The sequence below is a fragment of the Mammaliicoccus sp. P-M59 genome, assembly GCF_022386135.1.
GTDB classification, from domain to species: domain Bacteria; phylum Bacillota; class Bacilli; order Staphylococcales; family Staphylococcaceae; genus Mammaliicoccus; species Mammaliicoccus sciuri_A.
The window spans coordinates 148,090-166,023 of sequence record NZ_JAJNJJ010000002.1; the positions used below are offsets into that span (position 1 = coordinate 148,090).

The 17,934-nt window shown below is 35.6% G+C and carries 14 protein-coding genes; 7 read left to right on the forward strand and 7 right to left on the reverse strand.

Annotation, left to right across the window (positions count from 1 at the left end; translation table 11 throughout):
• Nucleotides 1-2: 2 nt before the first annotated feature.
• Nucleotides 3-1,250 carry a Zn-dependent hydrolase gene (locus LQ617_RS05760; protein WP_239739985.1) on the forward strand — a complete coding sequence of 416 codons (1,248 nt, stop codon included), beginning with the start codon at nucleotides 3-5 and terminating at the stop codon, nucleotides 1,248-1,250.
• A 471-nt stretch (nucleotides 1,251-1,721) separates the two neighbouring features.
• Here the strand turns inward: LQ617_RS05760 and allB are convergent, their stop codons facing one another.
• Both allB and allW read right to left on the reverse strand, forming a co-directional pair.
• Nucleotides 1,722-3,083 carry an allantoinase AllB gene (allB, locus tag LQ617_RS05765; protein WP_239739883.1) on the reverse strand — a complete coding sequence of 454 codons (1,362 nt, stop codon included), beginning with the start codon at nucleotides 3,081-3,083 and terminating at the stop codon, nucleotides 1,722-1,724.
• Nucleotides 3,073-4,563 (reverse strand): allantoin permease, encoded by a 1,491-nt coding sequence (allW, locus tag LQ617_RS05770; RefSeq protein ID WP_239739884.1) that lies wholly within the window; start codon nucleotides 4,561-4,563, stop codon nucleotides 3,073-3,075. Before allW ends, allB begins: the two co-directional genes overlap by 11 nt.
• A gap of 290 nt (nucleotides 4,564-4,853) precedes the next feature.
• Here allW and LQ617_RS05775 point away from each other — a divergent pair, with 290 nt between their 5' ends.
• Nucleotides 4,854-6,473: a PucR family transcriptional regulator gene (locus LQ617_RS05775; protein WP_204253165.1), complete on the forward strand. Its 1,620-nt coding sequence runs from the start codon at nucleotides 4,854-4,856 to the stop codon at nucleotides 6,471-6,473.
• Between the two features lie 732 nt (nucleotides 6,474-7,205).
• Here the strand turns inward: LQ617_RS05775 and LQ617_RS05780 are convergent.
• On the reverse strand, nucleotides 7,206-8,579 hold the full coding sequence (locus LQ617_RS05780; protein ID WP_481816972.1) for a YfcC family protein: 1,374 nt from the start codon (nucleotides 8,577-8,579) through the stop codon (nucleotides 7,206-7,208).
• A gap of 296 nt (nucleotides 8,580-8,875) precedes the next feature.
• Between LQ617_RS05780 and LQ617_RS05785 the strand changes: the two genes are divergently transcribed.
• Genes LQ617_RS05785 through cobA form a run of 5 tightly spaced genes read left to right on the forward strand, consistent with a single transcriptional unit; the run spans nucleotide 8,876 to nucleotide 13,717 of the window.
• Nucleotides 8,876-9,616 carry a sirohydrochlorin chelatase gene (locus tag LQ617_RS05785; protein WP_239739887.1) on the forward strand — a complete coding sequence of 247 codons (741 nt, stop codon included), beginning with the start codon at nucleotides 8,876-8,878 and terminating at the stop codon, nucleotides 9,614-9,616.
• Entirely contained in the window at nucleotides 9,597-10,058 is a 462-nt protein-coding gene (locus tag LQ617_RS05790) for a precorrin-2 dehydrogenase/sirohydrochlorin ferrochelatase family protein (RefSeq protein ID WP_239739889.1), read from the forward strand. The genes LQ617_RS05785 and LQ617_RS05790 overlap by 20 nt, the downstream gene beginning before the upstream one ends.
• On the forward strand, nucleotides 10,051-12,456 hold the full coding sequence (gene nirB, locus LQ617_RS05795) for a nitrite reductase large subunit NirB (RefSeq protein ID WP_239739891.1): 2,406 nt from the start codon (nucleotides 10,051-10,053) through the stop codon (nucleotides 12,454-12,456). The genes LQ617_RS05790 and nirB overlap by 8 nt, the downstream gene beginning before the upstream one ends.
• A 2-nt stretch (nucleotides 12,457-12,458) precedes the next feature.
• Nucleotides 12,459-12,776: a nitrite reductase small subunit NirD gene (gene nirD, locus LQ617_RS05800; protein WP_239739893.1), complete on the forward strand. Its 318-nt coding sequence runs from the start codon at nucleotides 12,459-12,461 to the stop codon at nucleotides 12,774-12,776.
• On the forward strand, nucleotides 12,767-13,717 hold the full coding sequence (gene cobA, locus LQ617_RS05805; RefSeq protein ID WP_239739894.1) for a uroporphyrinogen-III C-methyltransferase: 951 nt from the start codon (nucleotides 12,767-12,769) through the stop codon (nucleotides 13,715-13,717). Before nirD ends, cobA begins: the two co-directional genes overlap by 10 nt.
• Nucleotides 13,718-13,983: 266 nt before the next feature.
• Here cobA and LQ617_RS05810 read toward each other — a convergent pair whose 3' ends face one another.
• From LQ617_RS05810 to LQ617_RS05825, 4 genes are read right to left on the reverse strand one after another with little or no spacing between them, the layout of a single operon-like run.
• A complete protein-coding gene (locus LQ617_RS05810) occupies nucleotides 13,984-14,871 on the reverse strand; it encodes a CobW family GTP-binding protein (RefSeq protein ID WP_239739896.1) in 888 nt (295 codons plus the stop codon).
• Between the two features lie 13 nt (nucleotides 14,872-14,884).
• Nucleotides 14,885-15,421: a dCTP deaminase gene (gene dcd / locus LQ617_RS05815; protein WP_204253159.1), complete on the reverse strand. Its 537-nt coding sequence runs from the start codon at nucleotides 15,419-15,421 to the stop codon at nucleotides 14,885-14,887.
• Nucleotides 15,418-16,761, reverse strand: coding sequence for a nucleoside recognition domain-containing protein (locus LQ617_RS05820; protein WP_239739898.1), 1,344 nt, complete (start codon nucleotides 16,759-16,761; stop codon nucleotides 15,418-15,420). The genes dcd and LQ617_RS05820 overlap by 4 nt, the downstream gene beginning before the upstream one ends.
• Nucleotides 16,755-17,876 carry an NAD(P)/FAD-dependent oxidoreductase gene (locus tag LQ617_RS05825; RefSeq protein ID WP_239739900.1) on the reverse strand — a complete coding sequence of 374 codons (1,122 nt, stop codon included), beginning with the start codon at nucleotides 17,874-17,876 and terminating at the stop codon, nucleotides 16,755-16,757. Before LQ617_RS05825 ends, LQ617_RS05820 begins: the two co-directional genes overlap by 7 nt.
• Nucleotides 17,877-17,934 lie beyond the last annotated feature (58 nt).

The following is a 17,934-nucleotide window of genomic DNA, read 5'->3' on the forward strand; positions in this document are numbered from 1 at the left end:
TGATGAACATTCAAAATGTCATGGAAAATCTAGAAACATTTAATCAATTTGCGCGTAATCCTGAAAATGGTGGTATTAACCGAATTGCTTTTACACATTCAGAACGAGTAGCAGCACTTAAATTCTCAATGCTTTGCCAAAAAGCTGGTCTAGACGTCTACTTTGATTTCTTCGGAAATGTTATTGCGCGTCGAGAAGGTAAAAATCCAGACCTTAAACCAGTCGTATTAGGTTCTCATATAGATACGGTTAAAGACGGCGGGCAATATGACGGACTACTTGGTGTTGTTGGTGCGTTGGAAGTTGTAGAATATTTAAATAAACATCAAATAGAAACGGATCATCCCATTATTATCATTGCTTTTGCTTGTGAAGAATCTACTAGATTTAATGAAGCGACATTAGGTAGTAAATATCTCACGGGCAATATGACGAAAGAAGATATGAAATATATTAAAGATAACGACGGGAATGTACTTTATGATATTGTCGCACCACTCGCTCAAGACATGCATGGTAAAGCAGCATTATTTGAAAGAAACAATATTAAAGCATTTCTAGAATTACACATCGAACAAGGTCCAATTTTAGAGAAGAAACATAAAGATATCGGCATTGTGACAGATGTAGCAGGTCCGCATCGTTTCAAATTAAAAATTCAAGGCGTGACGAGTCATTCAGGTTCAACACCTATGCCAATGAGAATAGATGCACTGACAACATCCGCAGAAATCATTTTAAAAATCGAAGAAATTGGACGTGCTTATCATGACAAAGGAATTGTGACAACAGTCGGTTATGCAAATGTATATCCAAATACAATGAATGCCATACCAGGAGAAGTCACACTTTTAATAGATATTAGAGGGAAGAACGAAGCCGTACGAGAACAAGTCGTTGATGAAATCACATCACAAATCGAACGCATAACAGATAATCGCAATGCACATTATGAATTGGAAGATTTAGGTCAAGACGCACCTCGTAGTTTCAATCATAAAATTGCACAAATCAACGAAGACAACTGTCAGCAATTAGGATACACATATAATTATATGTACAGTGGCGCAGGACATGACGCTATGATCATCGCACCCGTATGTCCAACAAGTATGATCTTTATACCATGTAAAGAAGGTATTAGTCATTCACCAAAAGAATCCGTCACAGCAGACCAAATCGAAAAAGGCATTAACCTCCTCATACAAACAACAATCGAACTAGCCAAGCTCGACACCGTGTTGGAGTAGGATGTTGAGGGGGTTGGGTGCGGGGATGTCCGGAGTTGTGAGTTTACTTATGCTTTAACTCACATCTTTGGCGATCTTGTGAGTTTACTATCTCTTTAACTCACATCTTTGGCAATCTCGTGAGTTTACTACCTCTTTAACTCACATCTTTGGCGATCTCGTGAGTTTACTACAACTTTAACTCACATCTTTGGCGATCTTGTGAGTTTATTACAACTTTAACTCACATCTTTGGCGATCTCGTGAGTTTATTTCATATTTAACTCACATGTTTCACGAACTCGTGGGTTTACTACCTCTTTAACTTACATGTTTGGCGATCTCGTGAGTTTACTATCTCTTTAACTCACATGTTTGGCAATCTCGTGAGTTTATTACCTCTTTAACTCACATCTTCATACCATCCACCCCATCCAACACAAAAAAGGCAGGGACACCGCGATGGTCCCTGCCTTTCCTTATTTATAATTCTTAAATAAAGCGTCCTAAGCGTTCTTCTATTACGCCTGTTTCTTGATCATAAATTTCTTGTCCTCTTAATATTGTTTTTGTAACTTGTGCGCCGATTTCTCGACCAATATATGGACTCATTTTATTTCTATATGCTAAGTCTTCTGCTTGTAATGTATATGGTGCTTCTGGTTTAATAAATACAAAGTCTGCGTCTTTTCCTAGTGCGATGCTTCCTTTTGTATCTAGTCCAAAGCGTTTTGCTGGTGCTGTTGCAATAATATCAGCAAATTTTTGTAATGACATGTTACGTTTTTGAACGCCTTCGTCAAATAGTACGTCTACATTATTTTGTAATCCTGCGATACCGCCCCATGCTTCGAATGCATTGTCAGTATCTTTTAAATCTGGCGTACATGGTGAATGGTCAGATGTTACGAAGTTAATGTCTCCGTTTAATACGCGATCCCACATACCTTCTAATCGAGATTGTTCACGGATTGGTGGTGAACATTTAACAACTGGTCCGATTGAATCTAACTCTTCTTTGTAGAAGTATAAGTAGTGTGTACAAGTTTCACATGTAATATCTACACCTTCTTGTTGAGCTTTGATTACTTCTTCAACGCCTTCTTCACAAGCAACGTGTACGATATGCACGCGACAACCTGTTTCTTTAGCGAATAATACGATTTTGCGGATTGGTTCAACTTCAGTAAATACTGGTCTAGAATCCACATATGCACTTAATGTTGTTTCACCATTTTCTTTAGCGATTTCACCTAAACGATCTGTAATTGTAGCATTTTCTGAATGGATAGATAAGATTTTTCCCGTTTTAGCAATTTGTTTCATACCTTCATATAATGAATAGTCATCAACATTTTCAAAATCACCTTCGATTGTACGGTCACCACAAGTTGCTAAGAATGCTTTATAAGCAACAACGCCCGCTTCATCTAATTCTTGAATACCACCGTTTAAGTTATAAGGTACTAATCCTCCATAACTTGCAACATCTACGGCTAACTCATCTTTACCTGCATCAAATTTAGCTTGGATAGAAGCTTTATCTGTAGTAGCGGGTACTTGGTTTAATGGCATTTCAACGAATGATGTCACGCCACCTTTAGCAGCTGCATTTGTACCCGTCACGTAACCTTCCCATCCGTCACGGTAACCGCCACCTGGTTCAGTAATATGCACGTGAGCATCTACCATACCTGGTGACACGATTTGATTTTTAGCATCAACAATTTGTTCAGCTTCTCCTAATTCTTGTCCGATCGCTGCAATTTTCCCGTCTTTGACACCAACTTCAACTTTTTGCGCGCCATCTTCTAAAATAACTAAACCATTTTTGATAATTAAATCATACTTCATTATATGCCACTCCTTCTTTTTTACTTTTATCTGCATGAAATACATAATGTAAAATGATATAAACACCACCGGCTACAATAAAGCCGATAAACCATGAAAAGTCTGAAATCACTGTGAATCCTGGTAAGAATCCAAGTAATGAAATCACAACACCAGCAATTGTTCCAACATATGCTGAAATATTAATGCGTGGTATTTTTTGATCTTTTACACGTAAATCAAAATACAATTTATCTATATCAATGTGACGTCTAGACACAATATAGAAATGTACAATCATAACACCGGCTACAGGTCCAAGTATTGCCCCAATAGCATTTAAAAATACGAAGATACTATCCTCGTTCTCCATCATTTTCCATGGCATAATCACAACACTCAATACTGAAGCAATGACTACACCACGGCGATAATTAATCCATTTCGGTAATAACGCACTTAATTGATATGCTGCTGGAATAATATTACTTGTCGCATTTGTAGAAATCGTTGTCATTAATAATACACCAGTTGATATGAGAATTGCCCAGAAACTATCCCATTCATTAATGATTGTTAAGATGTTCCACTCTTGATGACCTAAATAAATAGAACCACCAATAATAATGAATACACTCGCAATCGCGAATAAGATATGTGCAACAACAATACCTGAAATTTGACCGACAATTTGCGTCTTCGTAGATTTCGCATTTTGAGTAAAGTCAGATACACTTGCACCAGGTCCTGCCCATACACCTAATAATGAATTAAAGATTAAAATAAATGATAAAATCGCTGGGTAAATAATGCCACTAGACTTCGTTGAAATTTCATAATCTAAAATGTTGCCAACGCCTCCTGCAGCCATGACGCCCCAGATTGCCATACCACCAAATACAATGTAGATCAGTGGGTTTAATACTGCAGTGAATTTATTAAGAATTTCTCCACCACCAAATCCAATTGCGAAACTGATTGCCCAGAAAATTAAGAATGCGATTAATCCAGGAATTGAAATACCTAGTATCGTCACACCGCTTCCGATATCAGCGAATCCAGGGAAAATCTTATTCAATAAGATTAATAGTGCTTGTGAACCAGCAAAGGTTTGAAGTCCAAACCAAGCGATACCAGCTACAACACCACGTAGAATACCTGGTAACTTTGCACCTACATCTCCGTATGTATGACGCAATTGCATCGCAAAAGGTATACCATATTTAGAACCAGCATAACCATTTGCTACTAATAATAATGCAATAATAAATGAACTTAAAATTAATGCGAAAATAACTTGTAATGGTGATAAACCGATTAATAAAAATCCACCTACTGCAGTATAGTTGGGTATATTATGAACGGCACCCATCCATAATGTAAAAAAGTTAAATGCCGAATTATTTCTTTGTGCTGACGTTTTGGGCATTATATCTTTGTTATAGCCACGTTTTTCAAATTCGGCTGGAGTTAATGCCACCTCGTTTGCTTCTCTTGCCATTCTATATGTCTCCTTTGACTTAATCAGCTAATAACTAGCTATGAACTCTTCATATACAAGTGTAAGACTTATGTAAGCGTTTTTCTTTGTAGTTCTTAACATATATAGAATTTAAAATTATAGGTTTCGTACAAAATTTGTGTATAATAAATTTTAGAAATAAAAATTATTGGTCATTTTGAACAAAACACATAACATTTTAACAAAAAATAGCGGTTTCATTTGTAAAAAATCGTTTTCACTTTTATATAATCTTCATTGAAAGATAAACAAAAACGGGAGGTCTTATGATGACAACTCTAAACGAAATATTATCTATACCTCAATTTAAAGGTTTAGAGCTTATTAATAGAAAAGGAGATTTATCTTCTGAAGTAACAAGTTTAGATATTACTGAGAACAATGACATTAAACATTTTACTTCTAGCAATGCCTTCATCTTAACAACGGGCGTACTTTTTCAAGATAATCAGGAGAATTTAAAGAAATTAATTAAAGATTTGAGCGACATTCAAACAGCTGGTCTTGGTATTAAAGTCTCAAGATTTTTACATAAAATTGACCAAGATGTGATTGATTTTGCAGACGAATTGCAGTTTCCGTTAATAGAAATTCCTGAAAGTTGGAACTTAGGTGAGATTACGCATGAAATTTCATCCTTTATATCCGACTCTGAAACAGGCAAATTAAATTATGCATTACAAGTTCAACAAGAACTGAACCAGCTGCTTATTAAAGGATTCAGCATTGATAATATGATCGAACGCATGAGTAAATTACTTGGTGTACCTATCATATTATTTAATCCGTTTAAGAAACCGGAAGCGATCAGCCATCATTATAGACAGAGTCAGTCATTATTATCTGAACACATCGCTTATTTCAATGCACATCAACAAGAGGAACTCTCGCAAGATAAAAATAACTTAGTCTTCGAAAATAAAGACCATGTCATCTTTAAAGTATTGGGTTACACGTACTTCCCATATTACTTAATGGTATCTCAAGTGAATAAGCTGTCTTATCCATTTAGCCTTTTAACAATCGAACAAGTTGTGAGCGTGCTTAGTTTCGCCTTGTACAAAAACACTAAAATTCAAGAAGTCGAAAAAAACGACATTAACCGCTTCTTCGAGTCACTCGTCTACAACAAGAGTGAACAAGCATTATCTATCAAAAAACATGCAGATTTATTAAGACAATATTACATCTATCCGTCAGACTATTATCAAATCATCATTTGTGGCATAGATGCTAAAAATAATTTAGAAAATAGTTATTATTTAAACGAACTACACCAATTAACGTTTCAATGGTTAACAGATAAATTATCCGAAATCGACTCATACATCAGCGTTTACCGATTACCGAGTAATGATCGATTCGCCATTTTAATACAGAACAAACAAGACAATCATCTTGAAATGATTAAACAATTACAAATCAGCTATAATGATTATTTCGAAGACCAAATTTCTTTCGGTGTCGGCAATGAAGTAACTGAATTCGCGCAATTACCTTCATCATTTTTCGAAGCAAACGAAGCATTCGAGAACGGTTTATTCAACAATGAGAAAGCGTTCATTTCCCAGTACCATTCGAAAGATATACAAGAATTATTGCAACTCATACCACAAGAGAAACTTTTACCATTTGTGAAACATACACTCGGTCCACTTAGCTATCCAAAGACTAAAAAAGACTTAGAATTAAAACAAACATTAAAAGTCTATATGGATAACCAATGTGATATTACTAAGACAGCAGAGAAAATATATATCCATAGAAATACCGTTAAATATCGTATAAACAAATGTAGTAATCTTATTGGTACAAATATCGAAGACCCATCACAATCATTAAACATCCGCATCGCATTATATGTGTCAGAAATGATTACATTTGATTAAGTGTAAATATGAAAAAGCAGTAGTGGCTGTGGTGGCCACTACTGCTTTTGTTTATTGGATGATGGCGTGGAGTTGGAAATAAAGCGGGTGTATTTATCTTGTTTGATCAGACTTGATAAATAGAGATGCTGTATTTATCTTGTTTGGTTAGTCTTGATAAATAGAGAGGTTGTATTTATCTTGTTTAGTCAGTCTTGATAAATACAAGGCGCTTATTTATCTTGTTTGGTTAGTCTTGATAAATAGAGAGGCTGTATTTATCTTGTTTGGGCTGTCTTGATAAATAGAGACGCTGTATTTATCTTGTTTGGGCTGTCTTGATAAATAGATGGGCTCTATGTTGCTTGTTTGATTAGTCTTGCAACATACGGCAGCTCTATGTTGCTTGTTTGCCTTGTCTTGCAATATACGACGACTCTATGTTGCTTGTTTAGTCAGTCTTGCAACATACAACGGCTCTATGTTGCTTGTTTGCCTTGTCTTGCAATATTCAGGGCTCCAACATTGCTTGTCACGCCCCACTTGCAACATTCGAGCTCCCAATATTGCTTGTTTGACCTGTCTTGCAACATTCGAGCTCTCAACATTGCTTGTCGCACCTCACTTGCAATATCCAGTCCCTATATATTCACCTTTCCAATAAGATAGAACATTTATTCATACATAAATAGACATTCAATTCCAAAATTGAATGTCTACCTTTTATAATTCCTAACTACTAAGTCCTGCTCCCTACGACCAACCGATCAACTGTGCAAAGATTAATGAAATGATTGAAATGACACCCCATACGATAAAGAGTGGGAAGAAGAATCGGATCCATTTTGTATATGATACGCCTCCGATTGCTAATGCTGCCATAAAGTACCCGCTTGTCGGATAGAAGACATGTGTAAAGCCGTCTCCTAATTGGAAAGCTAAGACTGCGGTCTGTCTTGTTATACCTAGCATATCTGCTAATGGTGCCATAATCGGCATTGTCACTAAAGCTTGTCCGCTTCCTGAAGAAATAATAAAATTAATCAGCACTTGTACGATATACATACCGACTACTGCTACTGTTGGTGTTGCTCCATCGATAACAGAACCTAATCCATGAACGATACTGTCCATAATTTTTCCGTCTTCAAGTACAACAGCGATTGAACGTGCGAGCCCTACAATAATCGCACCCATTAATACATCTTTGAAACCATCATTAAAAGACTCACATATTTCACGCGTATTCAATCCAGTTACGAGACCTACTACAATACCCATAACTATGAAAAGACCTGACATCTCTACCATGAACCATCCTTGAGTAATAACCCCGTATACAAGAATGATAAAGAATAAGAGCACAACGCCGATACCAATTTTTTGTCGTTTAGTCGCAACGAGTGGTTCTTGATTCGTAATATCTTTGTACATATGTCGCTTCTCAGTATCATCATGATAAACCAAACTGATTGAAGGATCTTTTTTAACTTTTTTAGCGTATTTCATAATAAATAATACCGTTACAAATAGTACAATCACAAAAATAACTAAACGTAATCCAAGTCCTGAGAATGTTGGAATACCGGATAATTTTTGAGCTAATCCAGTATTGATCGGGTTTAACACACCGACCGTGAAGCCGACTACAGTACCACACAATGCAATAGATGTAGCAGTTATAGAGTCATAACCTAATGCAATAATGAGCGGAATAATAACCGGAATATAAACGAGTGACAACTCTGCTGTACCGATTAATGTAGCAATAATCGCAAATACTGTTGTTAACACTGGAATAATCAAAATACTTTTATTTATAAACTGACGTGCAAGTTTATCCACGCCAATTTCAATAATACCTGTACGTCTTAACACCATAAACATCCCACCGATGATAAGTGTAAAGAAGACAATTTCTCCTGCTTCAATTAAACCTCGTGGTATAATCGATATAAAATCAACCAAACCAACTGGTGCGGAATCTATGTAATGGAATGAATCTGCATCTACCATTTCTCTACCCTCAGGCCCTTTAACCCTATCAAACTTGCCTGATGGAATTAAATATGTAGAGATAGTTGCAATCACACCGAAAACAAATAAAATCACATATATATGTGGCATACTAAACTTTTTGTTCGACCTATCTTCGTTCTTTGCCTTACCATTTTCCTTTACCAATGTGCACGACCCCTTTGCTTATTTTGATAAACAATTTCACGCTATCACGTTTAGGAAAATTTATAATTATACAAATCTGAAAATTTAAAAAATATTTTTGTCAGTTATTACAAAAAATCATATGCACAAATTATTTTTCACGTTATTATATAGGGAATTCCCTATTTTTCTTCTTTTTGAGAAAAAATTCACAAACTTTCGTTATATTGTTTTAGAATAAAGATGTAGGAGGGATTGTCATGCGAAAGACGATTTTAGTTGTTCATGGTATGAGAAAGGGAAAGTTAAATGAAACGTTATTAAATTTTATTCATCAAACTTTTAATAGTGATGAGATTGATTATGAGGTAGCCTTTTTAGAAAGTGAAGAGATCTTATTGGATGAAGTGATTCAACAAACGATTGATGCTGGTTATTCACGTATTCATCTTGTGCCGTTATTATTGTTTACCGCTTCTCATTATTACGAAGATATCGAAGCGTTATATGAAACATTTCAAGAAAATAATCCGAACGTGCAGTTTATATTAAGTAAACCTCTAGGCACACACCCGATTATGACAAACTGGGTTGCTTCTCAACTTGAAGCTTACAAAGACGACATTGATGATGAAACTGGCATTGTCATACTTGCTCACGGTAATGCACGCTTTGATGAACCGGATGTTGCACTTACACGCATTTGTCACGAGCTATCAACGGCTCAAAATCCATGTTACCCAAGCATGGTCTATGGTGAACTTCGCTTTAAAGAAACGTTACCAAAAATTGCTAAAAAGCATCGTAAATTATTAATTATTCCATTTTTCTTCTATGATGGTTTCCTTGTAAACAAGTCGAAACGTCAAATAGAATCACTCGGTTTACCGAATCCTATCACATATACGACGGCTATTAATTTTCATCCTTTATTAAAAGACATCGTACATTTAAGAATTGCTGAATGTGAGGCGGTACCGGATGTATCCAGTTCAACTTAACCTTAAAGGTAAACATGTCGTAATCATTGGTGGCGGCAAAATTGCATGGAGAAAGTTCTCTAAATTAAAATCAGAGCCTTGCTCAATCGATGTTATCGCACGTGAATTTCATGAGCACTTTGATACGATTCAACCAACGAAACATATTCGCTTCATACAAGCGGACTATCAACGAGAACATATTGCCCATGCAGATTTAATTATTATCGCAACAAACCATCCCGAAACGAATGACCGAGTTGCTCAAGACGCCCTACCCTCTCAATGGGTCAATCATACCGGGGATCGCAAACAATCCGACTTTTATAACAGCTTAGATATTGAACATAATGGCCTAACAATCAGCATTAGCTCACACGGCCAAGATATTCAACGAACACAACACTATGCAGCGAAAATTAAAGCATGGTTAGATTCAATGAAGGAGGATATGCATGAGTAAAACAAAACTTTTAATGATCGGTAATGGTATGGCTGGTGTCCGTACAATTGAAGAAATTCTAGAACGTGATCCAGACCGCTTTGAAATCACAATCATCGGTAAAGAACCTTATCCAAACTATAACCGCATCATGTTATCAAACATTCTTCAAAATAAAATGACAAAAGAAGAAACAATTATGAACCCTTATGAATGGTATGAAGAACATAACATTCGATTAATAACAGGTGATAAAGTTGTAAAAATTGATCGTGACCTGAAACAAGTCGAAACAGAACATGGCGTGAAAGTATCATATGACCAAATGATTATTGCGACCGGTTCTGATTCATTCATACTACCAATTGATGGTTCTCGTCTAGAAGGTGTTGTCGGTTTCAGAACCATCGATGACACTGAAAAGATGTTAGAAACAGCTAAGACTAAAAAACGTGCCATCGTTATAGGTGGCGGTTTACTCGGTCTAGAATGCGCACGAGGTCTTGTCGATCAAGGTATGGACGTGACAGTCGTACATTTAGCAGAATGGCTGATGGAAGTACAACTAGATCGTAAAGCAGGAGAACTTTTAAAAGCAGACCTTGAAAAGCAAGGTATTAAATTTGAATTACAAGCGAATACACAAGAAATCATTGGTGAAAACCATGTTGAAGGTATTCGATTATCAGATGGTCGTGTCATCGCAACAGACATGGTCGTGATGGCAGTTGGTATTCGCCCAGTAACGAAAGAAGCACGTGCCGCTGGATTAGAAATTGGACGCGGTATCGTAGTAGACGATTTCATGCGTACAAGTGACCCAGATATTTACGCAGTTGGAGAATGTGCAGAACACCGCTCAAAAGTATACGGTCTTGTTGCCCCACTATATGACCAAGGTAAAGTCTTAGCAGATCATATTACGGGCATTCCAACTGAAGGTTACAAAGGTTCAACGACCTTTACTTCTTTAAAAGTATCAGGCTGTGATTTATTTAGTGCTGGTTGGATTACTGAAAATGAAGGTGTCCGTGGTATTGAAACTTTTAACGGTGTCGATAACATTTATAAGAAAATCTTCGTCAAAGATAAGACGATCGTTGGTGCAGTACTTTATGGTGATACAGAAGAAGGCAATCGCTTTTATAATATGATGAAAAAAGGCGATACAATCGATGAATATACACTCGTTTCAATTCTTCATAAAGCAGGAGAAGTTGATGCAATTAGCGTTGCTGAAATGGATAACGATGAAACAATCTGTGGATGTAACGGTATTTCCAAAGGAGTCATCGTAGAAGCGATTAAAGACCAAGGTTTAACGTCCGTAGCTGATGTCACACGTGTGACGAAAGCTGGTAACTCATGTGGTAAGTGTAAAGGTCAAATTGCAGAGCTCTTAGAATATACACTTGGTGATGACTTTGTTGCTGCAGCGCCAACAGGTATTTGTGCATGTACAAGCCTTACAAGAGATCAAATCGTTACTCAAATTCGAGCTAAAGGTTTAAAAACATCTAAAGAAGTTCGACACGTATTGGACTTTAAAGATAAAGGTGGCTGTCCAAAATGTCGTCCTGCTATTAACTACTATTTAAACATGGTATATCCTCATGACCACGAAGATGAAAAAGCTTCACGCTTTGCGAACGAACGTTACCATGCCAATATTCAAAAAGACGGCACATTCTCTGTTATCCCTCAAATGCGTGGCGGTGTAACAGATGCCGATCAACTTATTCGACTTGGTGAAGTAGCTAAGAAATACAACATCCCATTAGTCAAAATCACGGGTGCACAACGTATCGGTTTATACGGTGTTAAAAAAGAAGAATTACCGCAAATTTGGAAAGACTTAGATATGCGTTCAGCATCTGCTTATGGTAAGAAGACACGTTCAGTTAAAAGTTGTGTCGGTAAAGAATTCTGCCGATTCGGTACACAATTCACAACAAAATTAGGTATCCGTTTAGAGAAAACATTTGAATATATCGACACACCACATAAATTCAAAATGGGTGTTTCAGGTTGTCCACGTAGCTGTGTAGAATCAGGTGTTAAAGACTTCGGAGTCATCGGTGTAGAAAATGGCTTCCAAATTTATATTGGAGGTAATGGTGGTACAGATGTCGTCGCAGGTGAATTACTAACAACTGTTGAAACTGAAGATGAAGTTGTCAAACTATGTGGTGCATACATGCAATACTATCGTGAAACAGGTATTTATGCAGAACGTACAGCACCATGGCTCAAGAGACTTGGCTTTGACCAAGTAAAATCAGTTGTACTTGATCCTGAAAAACAAGATGAACTTTACGCACGCATAATGGATGCGAAACGCGCCTACGATACAGAGCCATGGCATGAAGTCGTGCTCAATAAAGATAAACGTCACATTTTTGAAGTGGAGAAGGTGTAACTATGACATTAACAAATGAAAAAGTAAGAGTCGCGCATATTTCAGACCTTGAACCATTAATCGGTAAGAAAGTTATCGTTGGAGATACGCAAATTGGTTTATTTTTAACTGAAGAAGGTAACATTCGTGCGATAAATAACGTTTGTCCTCATAAACAAGGTCCATTATCAGAAGGTACAGTGAGTGGAGATTATGTATACTGTCCACTTCATGACCAAAAAATCGACTTATCGACTGGTCAAGTTCAAGAACCAGATGAAGGATGTGTCCCAACTTATCCTGTAGAAGTGGTTGATGGAGACATATACGTATGTCTATAATCGCAGAACCTCGAGTATATTTAGTCGGTGCAGGTCCAGGAAATCCTTTATTACTATCTAAAAAAGCAGAGCGATGTATTAAGCGGGCAGATGTTATTTTATACGATCAACTCGTCAATCCGTTTGTATTACAATTTTCATCACCAGAAACAGAGTGGATTCATGTTGGTAAACGACCTTATCACAAATCTATGAAACAAGAAGATATTAATCAATTACTTGTTGAAAAATCACGCACAAATAAGACGGTCGTCCGTCTAAAAGGCGGTGATCCAGCAATATTTGGACGCCTTGCAGAAGAAGTTTCCACATTAAAATCACACAACATTACATTTGAAGTCGTACCTGGTATAACAGCCGCTTCAGCTGCGATGAGCGAACTCAATCGAGGGTTAACAGAACGCAACATTTCAACTAATATTACATTTACAACTGGCCACTTCAAAGATAATGAAGAACAATCCATTGATATCACAACACTCAAAAATGGTGGCACGCTCGCCATTTATATGGGTGTTAAGAGATTACCAACTTTAGTTAAAGAAATTAAAGCAGAAATCACAGACGATATACCAGTAGCCGTTATCTTCAGTGCAACACGACCAGAACAAACGGTCATCGCAGGCAATGTATCTAATATCGTCGAAAAAGTACAGTCACTCTCACAAATACCAGGACCCGGCATCACAATCGTAGGTCATATTGTTAGAGATTTAGTTGAAGATATATCAAGTAAAGAGGAAGTCGAATACGTAAAGTTTATAGGTAATCGACAGAATATAATAGATGAGGCATTAGAAGTGTATGAATCAGGCGGATGGTCAATCATCGATGACCGCAACCACCCTAACCTACACCCAACACAACATAACATCCTCACCGAGCTCATCAATCAAACAACATTTACAAAAGTTGTAGATACAGAAGTCGTGAATGTGTAGGATGGTAGAGTTTGGTGAGTTAAGAGAGCTAAGGCGGTGAGGTGAAGGCGCACGAAGACTGCAAGATATCGTGCGTTATACCCTAAAATAGTACCCTGGCGCACGAAGACTACAAGATATCGTGCACTTTCAAATAATCTAATCAAAAAAACAGCTGTCGCTTTGAAGTTTCTAAGTGAGTTAGGCCCATTTTATAAAAAACACTTTTGTTAAATTCACATAATGTGAATTTCTACAAAAGTGTTTTTTTGTGAGTACTCTCTTCCTCAATATAAACTAAAAAAGATATTCTCTTCGTCTATCTTTTCTCCAATTAAAATTAGATAATCATCTATGTCTATATCATACTTTTCAATAAGCACATTACTATTAGAAATTTGAACTAAATATTTATTAGGACTATTCTCGAATGTTATAAACCCTTTTACACGATATACCTTTTGGGGTAAATTCTCTAACCATAATTTGAATTTTTCCATTTGAACTGGCTTATCAATTGAGTAGTATTTATGGTAAATATGATTATGAAAATTTTGATTTTGATTCTTAAATGGGATGTTTTTAACTTTTTTAGATAAGTAATGATAACTTACTTTTCCATAAGTTGTTGAAAATGTTTCTGCTCTTGGATATTGTTCTTGTATAGATTTAATAATATTGATTGACTCACACGAATCGATTAAATCAAGCTTATTTACTATAATATCCTGACAATACTTTAGTTGAACATCGATAAGTTGTTGTGTTTGTTTTGAATAGGTTGCTATTTTTTGATATTCCGGTATATCTATGATGCCGATGATACTTCTTATTGTTATAAATGGCGAAAGCACAGGTGTCAAACATGCATCTAGTACTTCTAATGGGTGTGCAATACCACTACATTCAATTAAAACTATTTCTGGTTGTTGTTCAATATATAACATATGCAATTGATGTGCAACATCATCTTTCATTTCACAACATATACAGCCATTGATGATTTCATTTACTGTAACATCAGACTGAATTAACTCAGAATCAACTGTCCTCTTACCAAACTCATTCATAATGACAGCAATTCGTTTACCTTCTTCATGGACTTCTTTAATCAAATGGTTCAGTAAAGATGTCTTCCCGCTTCCTAAAAATCCAGTAATGATAAAAATTTCCATACCAAATCCACCTTTAATATTTGTCAAAATCCATAAACACTTTACTACCTGTTGTGTTGACTTGTCTTTGATACTTTCCATTGTACCCAGAAATAGCAGGTAAATGTGTACGTGCTATTACAAGTTGACATATCCGTTGATTTTCTTCAATTTTTAATGAGAAATCATTCGCATTAAATAATTCTAAAGTAATATGACCTTCAAACCCCGGATCTACCCAACCAGCATTCTGTATAAATAAACCCGCTCTGCCAATTGAACTCCTCCCTTCTACAAAACCCGTCATCATATTTGAAAGTTTCACATATTCTTGTGTAGTCGCTAATACAAATGATTTACCTGGTATTGTAAAAGTTTTGGCAACAACTTCATCATACTGAATAGGATCTTTCAACGATTGCACATTATCTTTCGGTGAAATGGGTAGTAGAAAATGATTGCCTAATGTTAAATCAATAGAAGCTGGTTCTATAAGTTGTTCTCGATAAGGTGTAACACTCACTTGACCTTCACTAATAGACTGTTTAATATCTTGATCTGATAATATCAATTAAATCCCTCCAAAAAATTCATAATCAATACAGTTATACATAAGCAAATTGTCGCTGTTATCATTTGTTTTACGACAATTCCTAGACCTTGTTTCCACCCTAAATTTTTAATTATCATAGTGATTGTTACAGAACATGCAGAAAATGTTGAGCTAAATAATACTAATAAGAATACGCTTTTTAATGGCATTGCTTGCAATAATGAGCCCTGATTCATATTGAACAACAACATACCATCTTTTCTAATCATTGAGAATAGAATACCCGTTGACATCTCTTGAGGTGCTTTCATCAACTGTAAAATTGGATTAAAGATATTTGCAGTCCACAGTAAAATAGGTGTCATAGAAAGGATACTCGCACATACACAAATCATCATAAATATTGGTAAAGCTTGAGCTAAGAATGACAGAATAGTCTGTTTGGATTGTTTCCAAACAGCTTTAATTGAAGGCTTTCTAACTTTATCTAACACAAAATAATGAGTTGGTATCATGCTTTTTGGGGACCATAGTTTAATATGTATTAAACCACCGATAAATACGATTATTAAATAAGGAATAAATAACCATGGGGCATTGATTACACTGAACAGTGAAAGTGTTGCGCCAATTTGATAACTACATGATGATCCAAAGCTAACCATACTTATACAGTTATTTTTAGTACAAGCACTACAATCATGATTGGCGCGCAATACTGCTGCAGAATTACAACCAAATCCCTCTATAACTGGCACAATATCGTAACCAGTTAATCCTACTTTTGTCATAACTGGATCGATTGACCAAACGATATAAGATTTCAAATGACTTTCACTAATAATATTTGTAGAAATACTAATGAAAACGACAACGGGTAATGCCCAAATGATTGAATATATACCGAGTGACAATAACCCATAATCTCCAAATAGTAAGTCATTCAAAGCCTTTTCGTCGAATTGAACAGTATGTATTACATAGTCTAAGAACTGCTCAGCCCAATGATTTTGAATATATTGAGATAAATAATAAGAAAAATATATTGGCAACATAAACATTACTATGATTAAAACAAAAGCTAAAAACATATCTTTTATTTTAGGGATATGTTTCGCTTGTTCCTGTCTTAAGATATCCAATTCAGAGATAATATATTTTGATTCGTCAGGATCATCTATCTTTTGTTTAAAGTTTTCATCTATAGTCAGCTTTAATTGCTTTTGAATGATATACCTTTTGAACTGCAACTTCTGTTCTGTTGATAGTTTTTTTAGCTGCTTAATCACAATATAATGTTCACCGTCTGGTATCGGTGAACAAGTTCCATTTTTAATATTATATTCAACTTTTAACATGAACAATTCACATCGCAACAAGTATAATCATCTAAAAACATTTGATTTGATTGATAGAACTCAATAGCATCCTCATTTGCTTCAAAGCTTTCTCGATCACATATTAATTTTGCTAGAACAGCTAAACGCGTTCTAAATTTGTAAATATAACAAAGAATCACATCTTGATGTTTAACCGTATCTCCTATCATAAAGACATTAGGATTAATTGTTGATTCATCATCGTCAGTTAACATAAAATTTGTACCATCATTTTCAAATAATATTCGGGTTAGTCGATTATGTTGAACAGGATTAAATCCAGTAGCAAGTATTGGTTCTTCGGAAATTTTCACATCGTCATGTACGCCGTTAAATTGAATAACATATTGACCATTTTTATACTCTATTTCTTTCACCACATGTTCGGTATGAATACGTATGGGATAACCAAGTTCCTTTAATTCTTCATATCGTTGGTGTGTATAAGGAGAAAGTCGAATACTTGGATCAGCATCTTCTTGTTTATAACTTGTAGAATTAGTATAAATATCAACAATTTTACCGGATAATGCTAAATTGATTGCTGCATCAAACCCACTTTCATTACCACCAATTACGACAGCCAGATCACCATATATATCTGAAAATTTTTCAACCTCACTATAATGTCTACCATGGTTAAACGGTTTATAAGGATATGAAAAATTCCCTGTCGCAACAAAGATATATTCAGCATCAATAGTCCCTTGATCTGTATAAATTTTATATGTGTCTTTGTCTATATTATTGGATACATCTAATACATTTGTATGTTGGTCAATTTTCAAGTTATAAATCTGTACAAGTGCTTCTAAATATTGAACATACTCTTTACCTGAAATATGTTCTTTTTTAAAAGTAAAAGCAGGAGAACTATGAGGTGTGATTGCGTTAATATCTGGTGTTCCAAATCCATTTGTTGTAAACGAAGGTGTGATAAAACGAGTTGATAATGGCCAATTTTTAAAAGATTCACCAACTTGTCCTTTATCTAATATAAGAATATCATCTAATCCCATTTCAATTAATGCAATAGCCATACCTATACCAGCAGGACCCGCACCAATAATCACTACTTTATTTGTTTTTTCCATTTTAACACTTCCTAAATCGTAATCATTACTATTTAACGATATAAATAAAGTAACATTT

What these genes read in the sequence shown, in the direction of transcription:
- allB (WP_239739883.1), bottom strand. Translation starts at nt 3,083, where the DNA reads ATGAAGTATGATTTAATTATCAAAAATGGTTTAGTTATTTTAGAAGAT.
- nirD (WP_239739893.1), top strand. Translation starts at nt 12,459, where the DNA reads ATGACATTAACAAATGAAAAAGTAAGAGTCGCGCATATTTCAGACCTT.
- LQ617_RS05785 (WP_239739887.1), top strand. Translation starts at nt 8,876, where the DNA reads ATGCGAAAGACGATTTTAGTTGTTCATGGTATGAGAAAGGGAAAGTTA.
- LQ617_RS05780 (WP_481816972.1), bottom strand. Translation starts at nt 8,579, where the DNA reads ATGCCACATATATATGTGATTTTATTTGTTTTCGGTGTGATTGCAACT.
- LQ617_RS05820 (WP_239739898.1), bottom strand. Translation starts at nt 16,761, where the DNA reads ATGTTAAAAGTTGAATATAATATTAAAAATGGAACTTGTTCACCGATA.
- nirB (WP_239739891.1), top strand. Translation starts at nt 10,051, where the DNA reads ATGAGTAAAACAAAACTTTTAATGATCGGTAATGGTATGGCTGGTGTC.
- allW (WP_239739884.1), bottom strand. Translation starts at nt 4,563, where the DNA reads ATGGCAAGAGAAGCAAACGAGGTGGCATTAACTCCAGCCGAATTTGAA.
- LQ617_RS05810 (WP_239739896.1), bottom strand. Translation starts at nt 14,871, where the DNA reads ATGGAAATTTTTATCATTACTGGATTTTTAGGAAGCGGGAAGACATCT.
- cobA (WP_239739894.1), top strand. Translation starts at nt 12,767, where the DNA reads ATGTCTATAATCGCAGAACCTCGAGTATATTTAGTCGGTGCAGGTCCA.
- LQ617_RS05825 (WP_239739900.1), bottom strand. Translation starts at nt 17,876, where the DNA reads ATGGAAAAAACAAATAAAGTAGTGATTATTGGTGCGGGTCCTGCTGGT.
- LQ617_RS05760 (WP_239739985.1), top strand. Translation starts at nt 3, where the DNA reads ATGAACATTCAAAATGTCATGGAAAATCTAGAAACATTTAATCAATTT.
- LQ617_RS05775 (WP_204253165.1), top strand. Translation starts at nt 4,854, where the DNA reads ATGACAACTCTAAACGAAATATTATCTATACCTCAATTTAAAGGTTTA.
- LQ617_RS05790 (WP_239739889.1), top strand. Translation starts at nt 9,597, where the DNA reads ATGTATCCAGTTCAACTTAACCTTAAAGGTAAACATGTCGTAATCATT.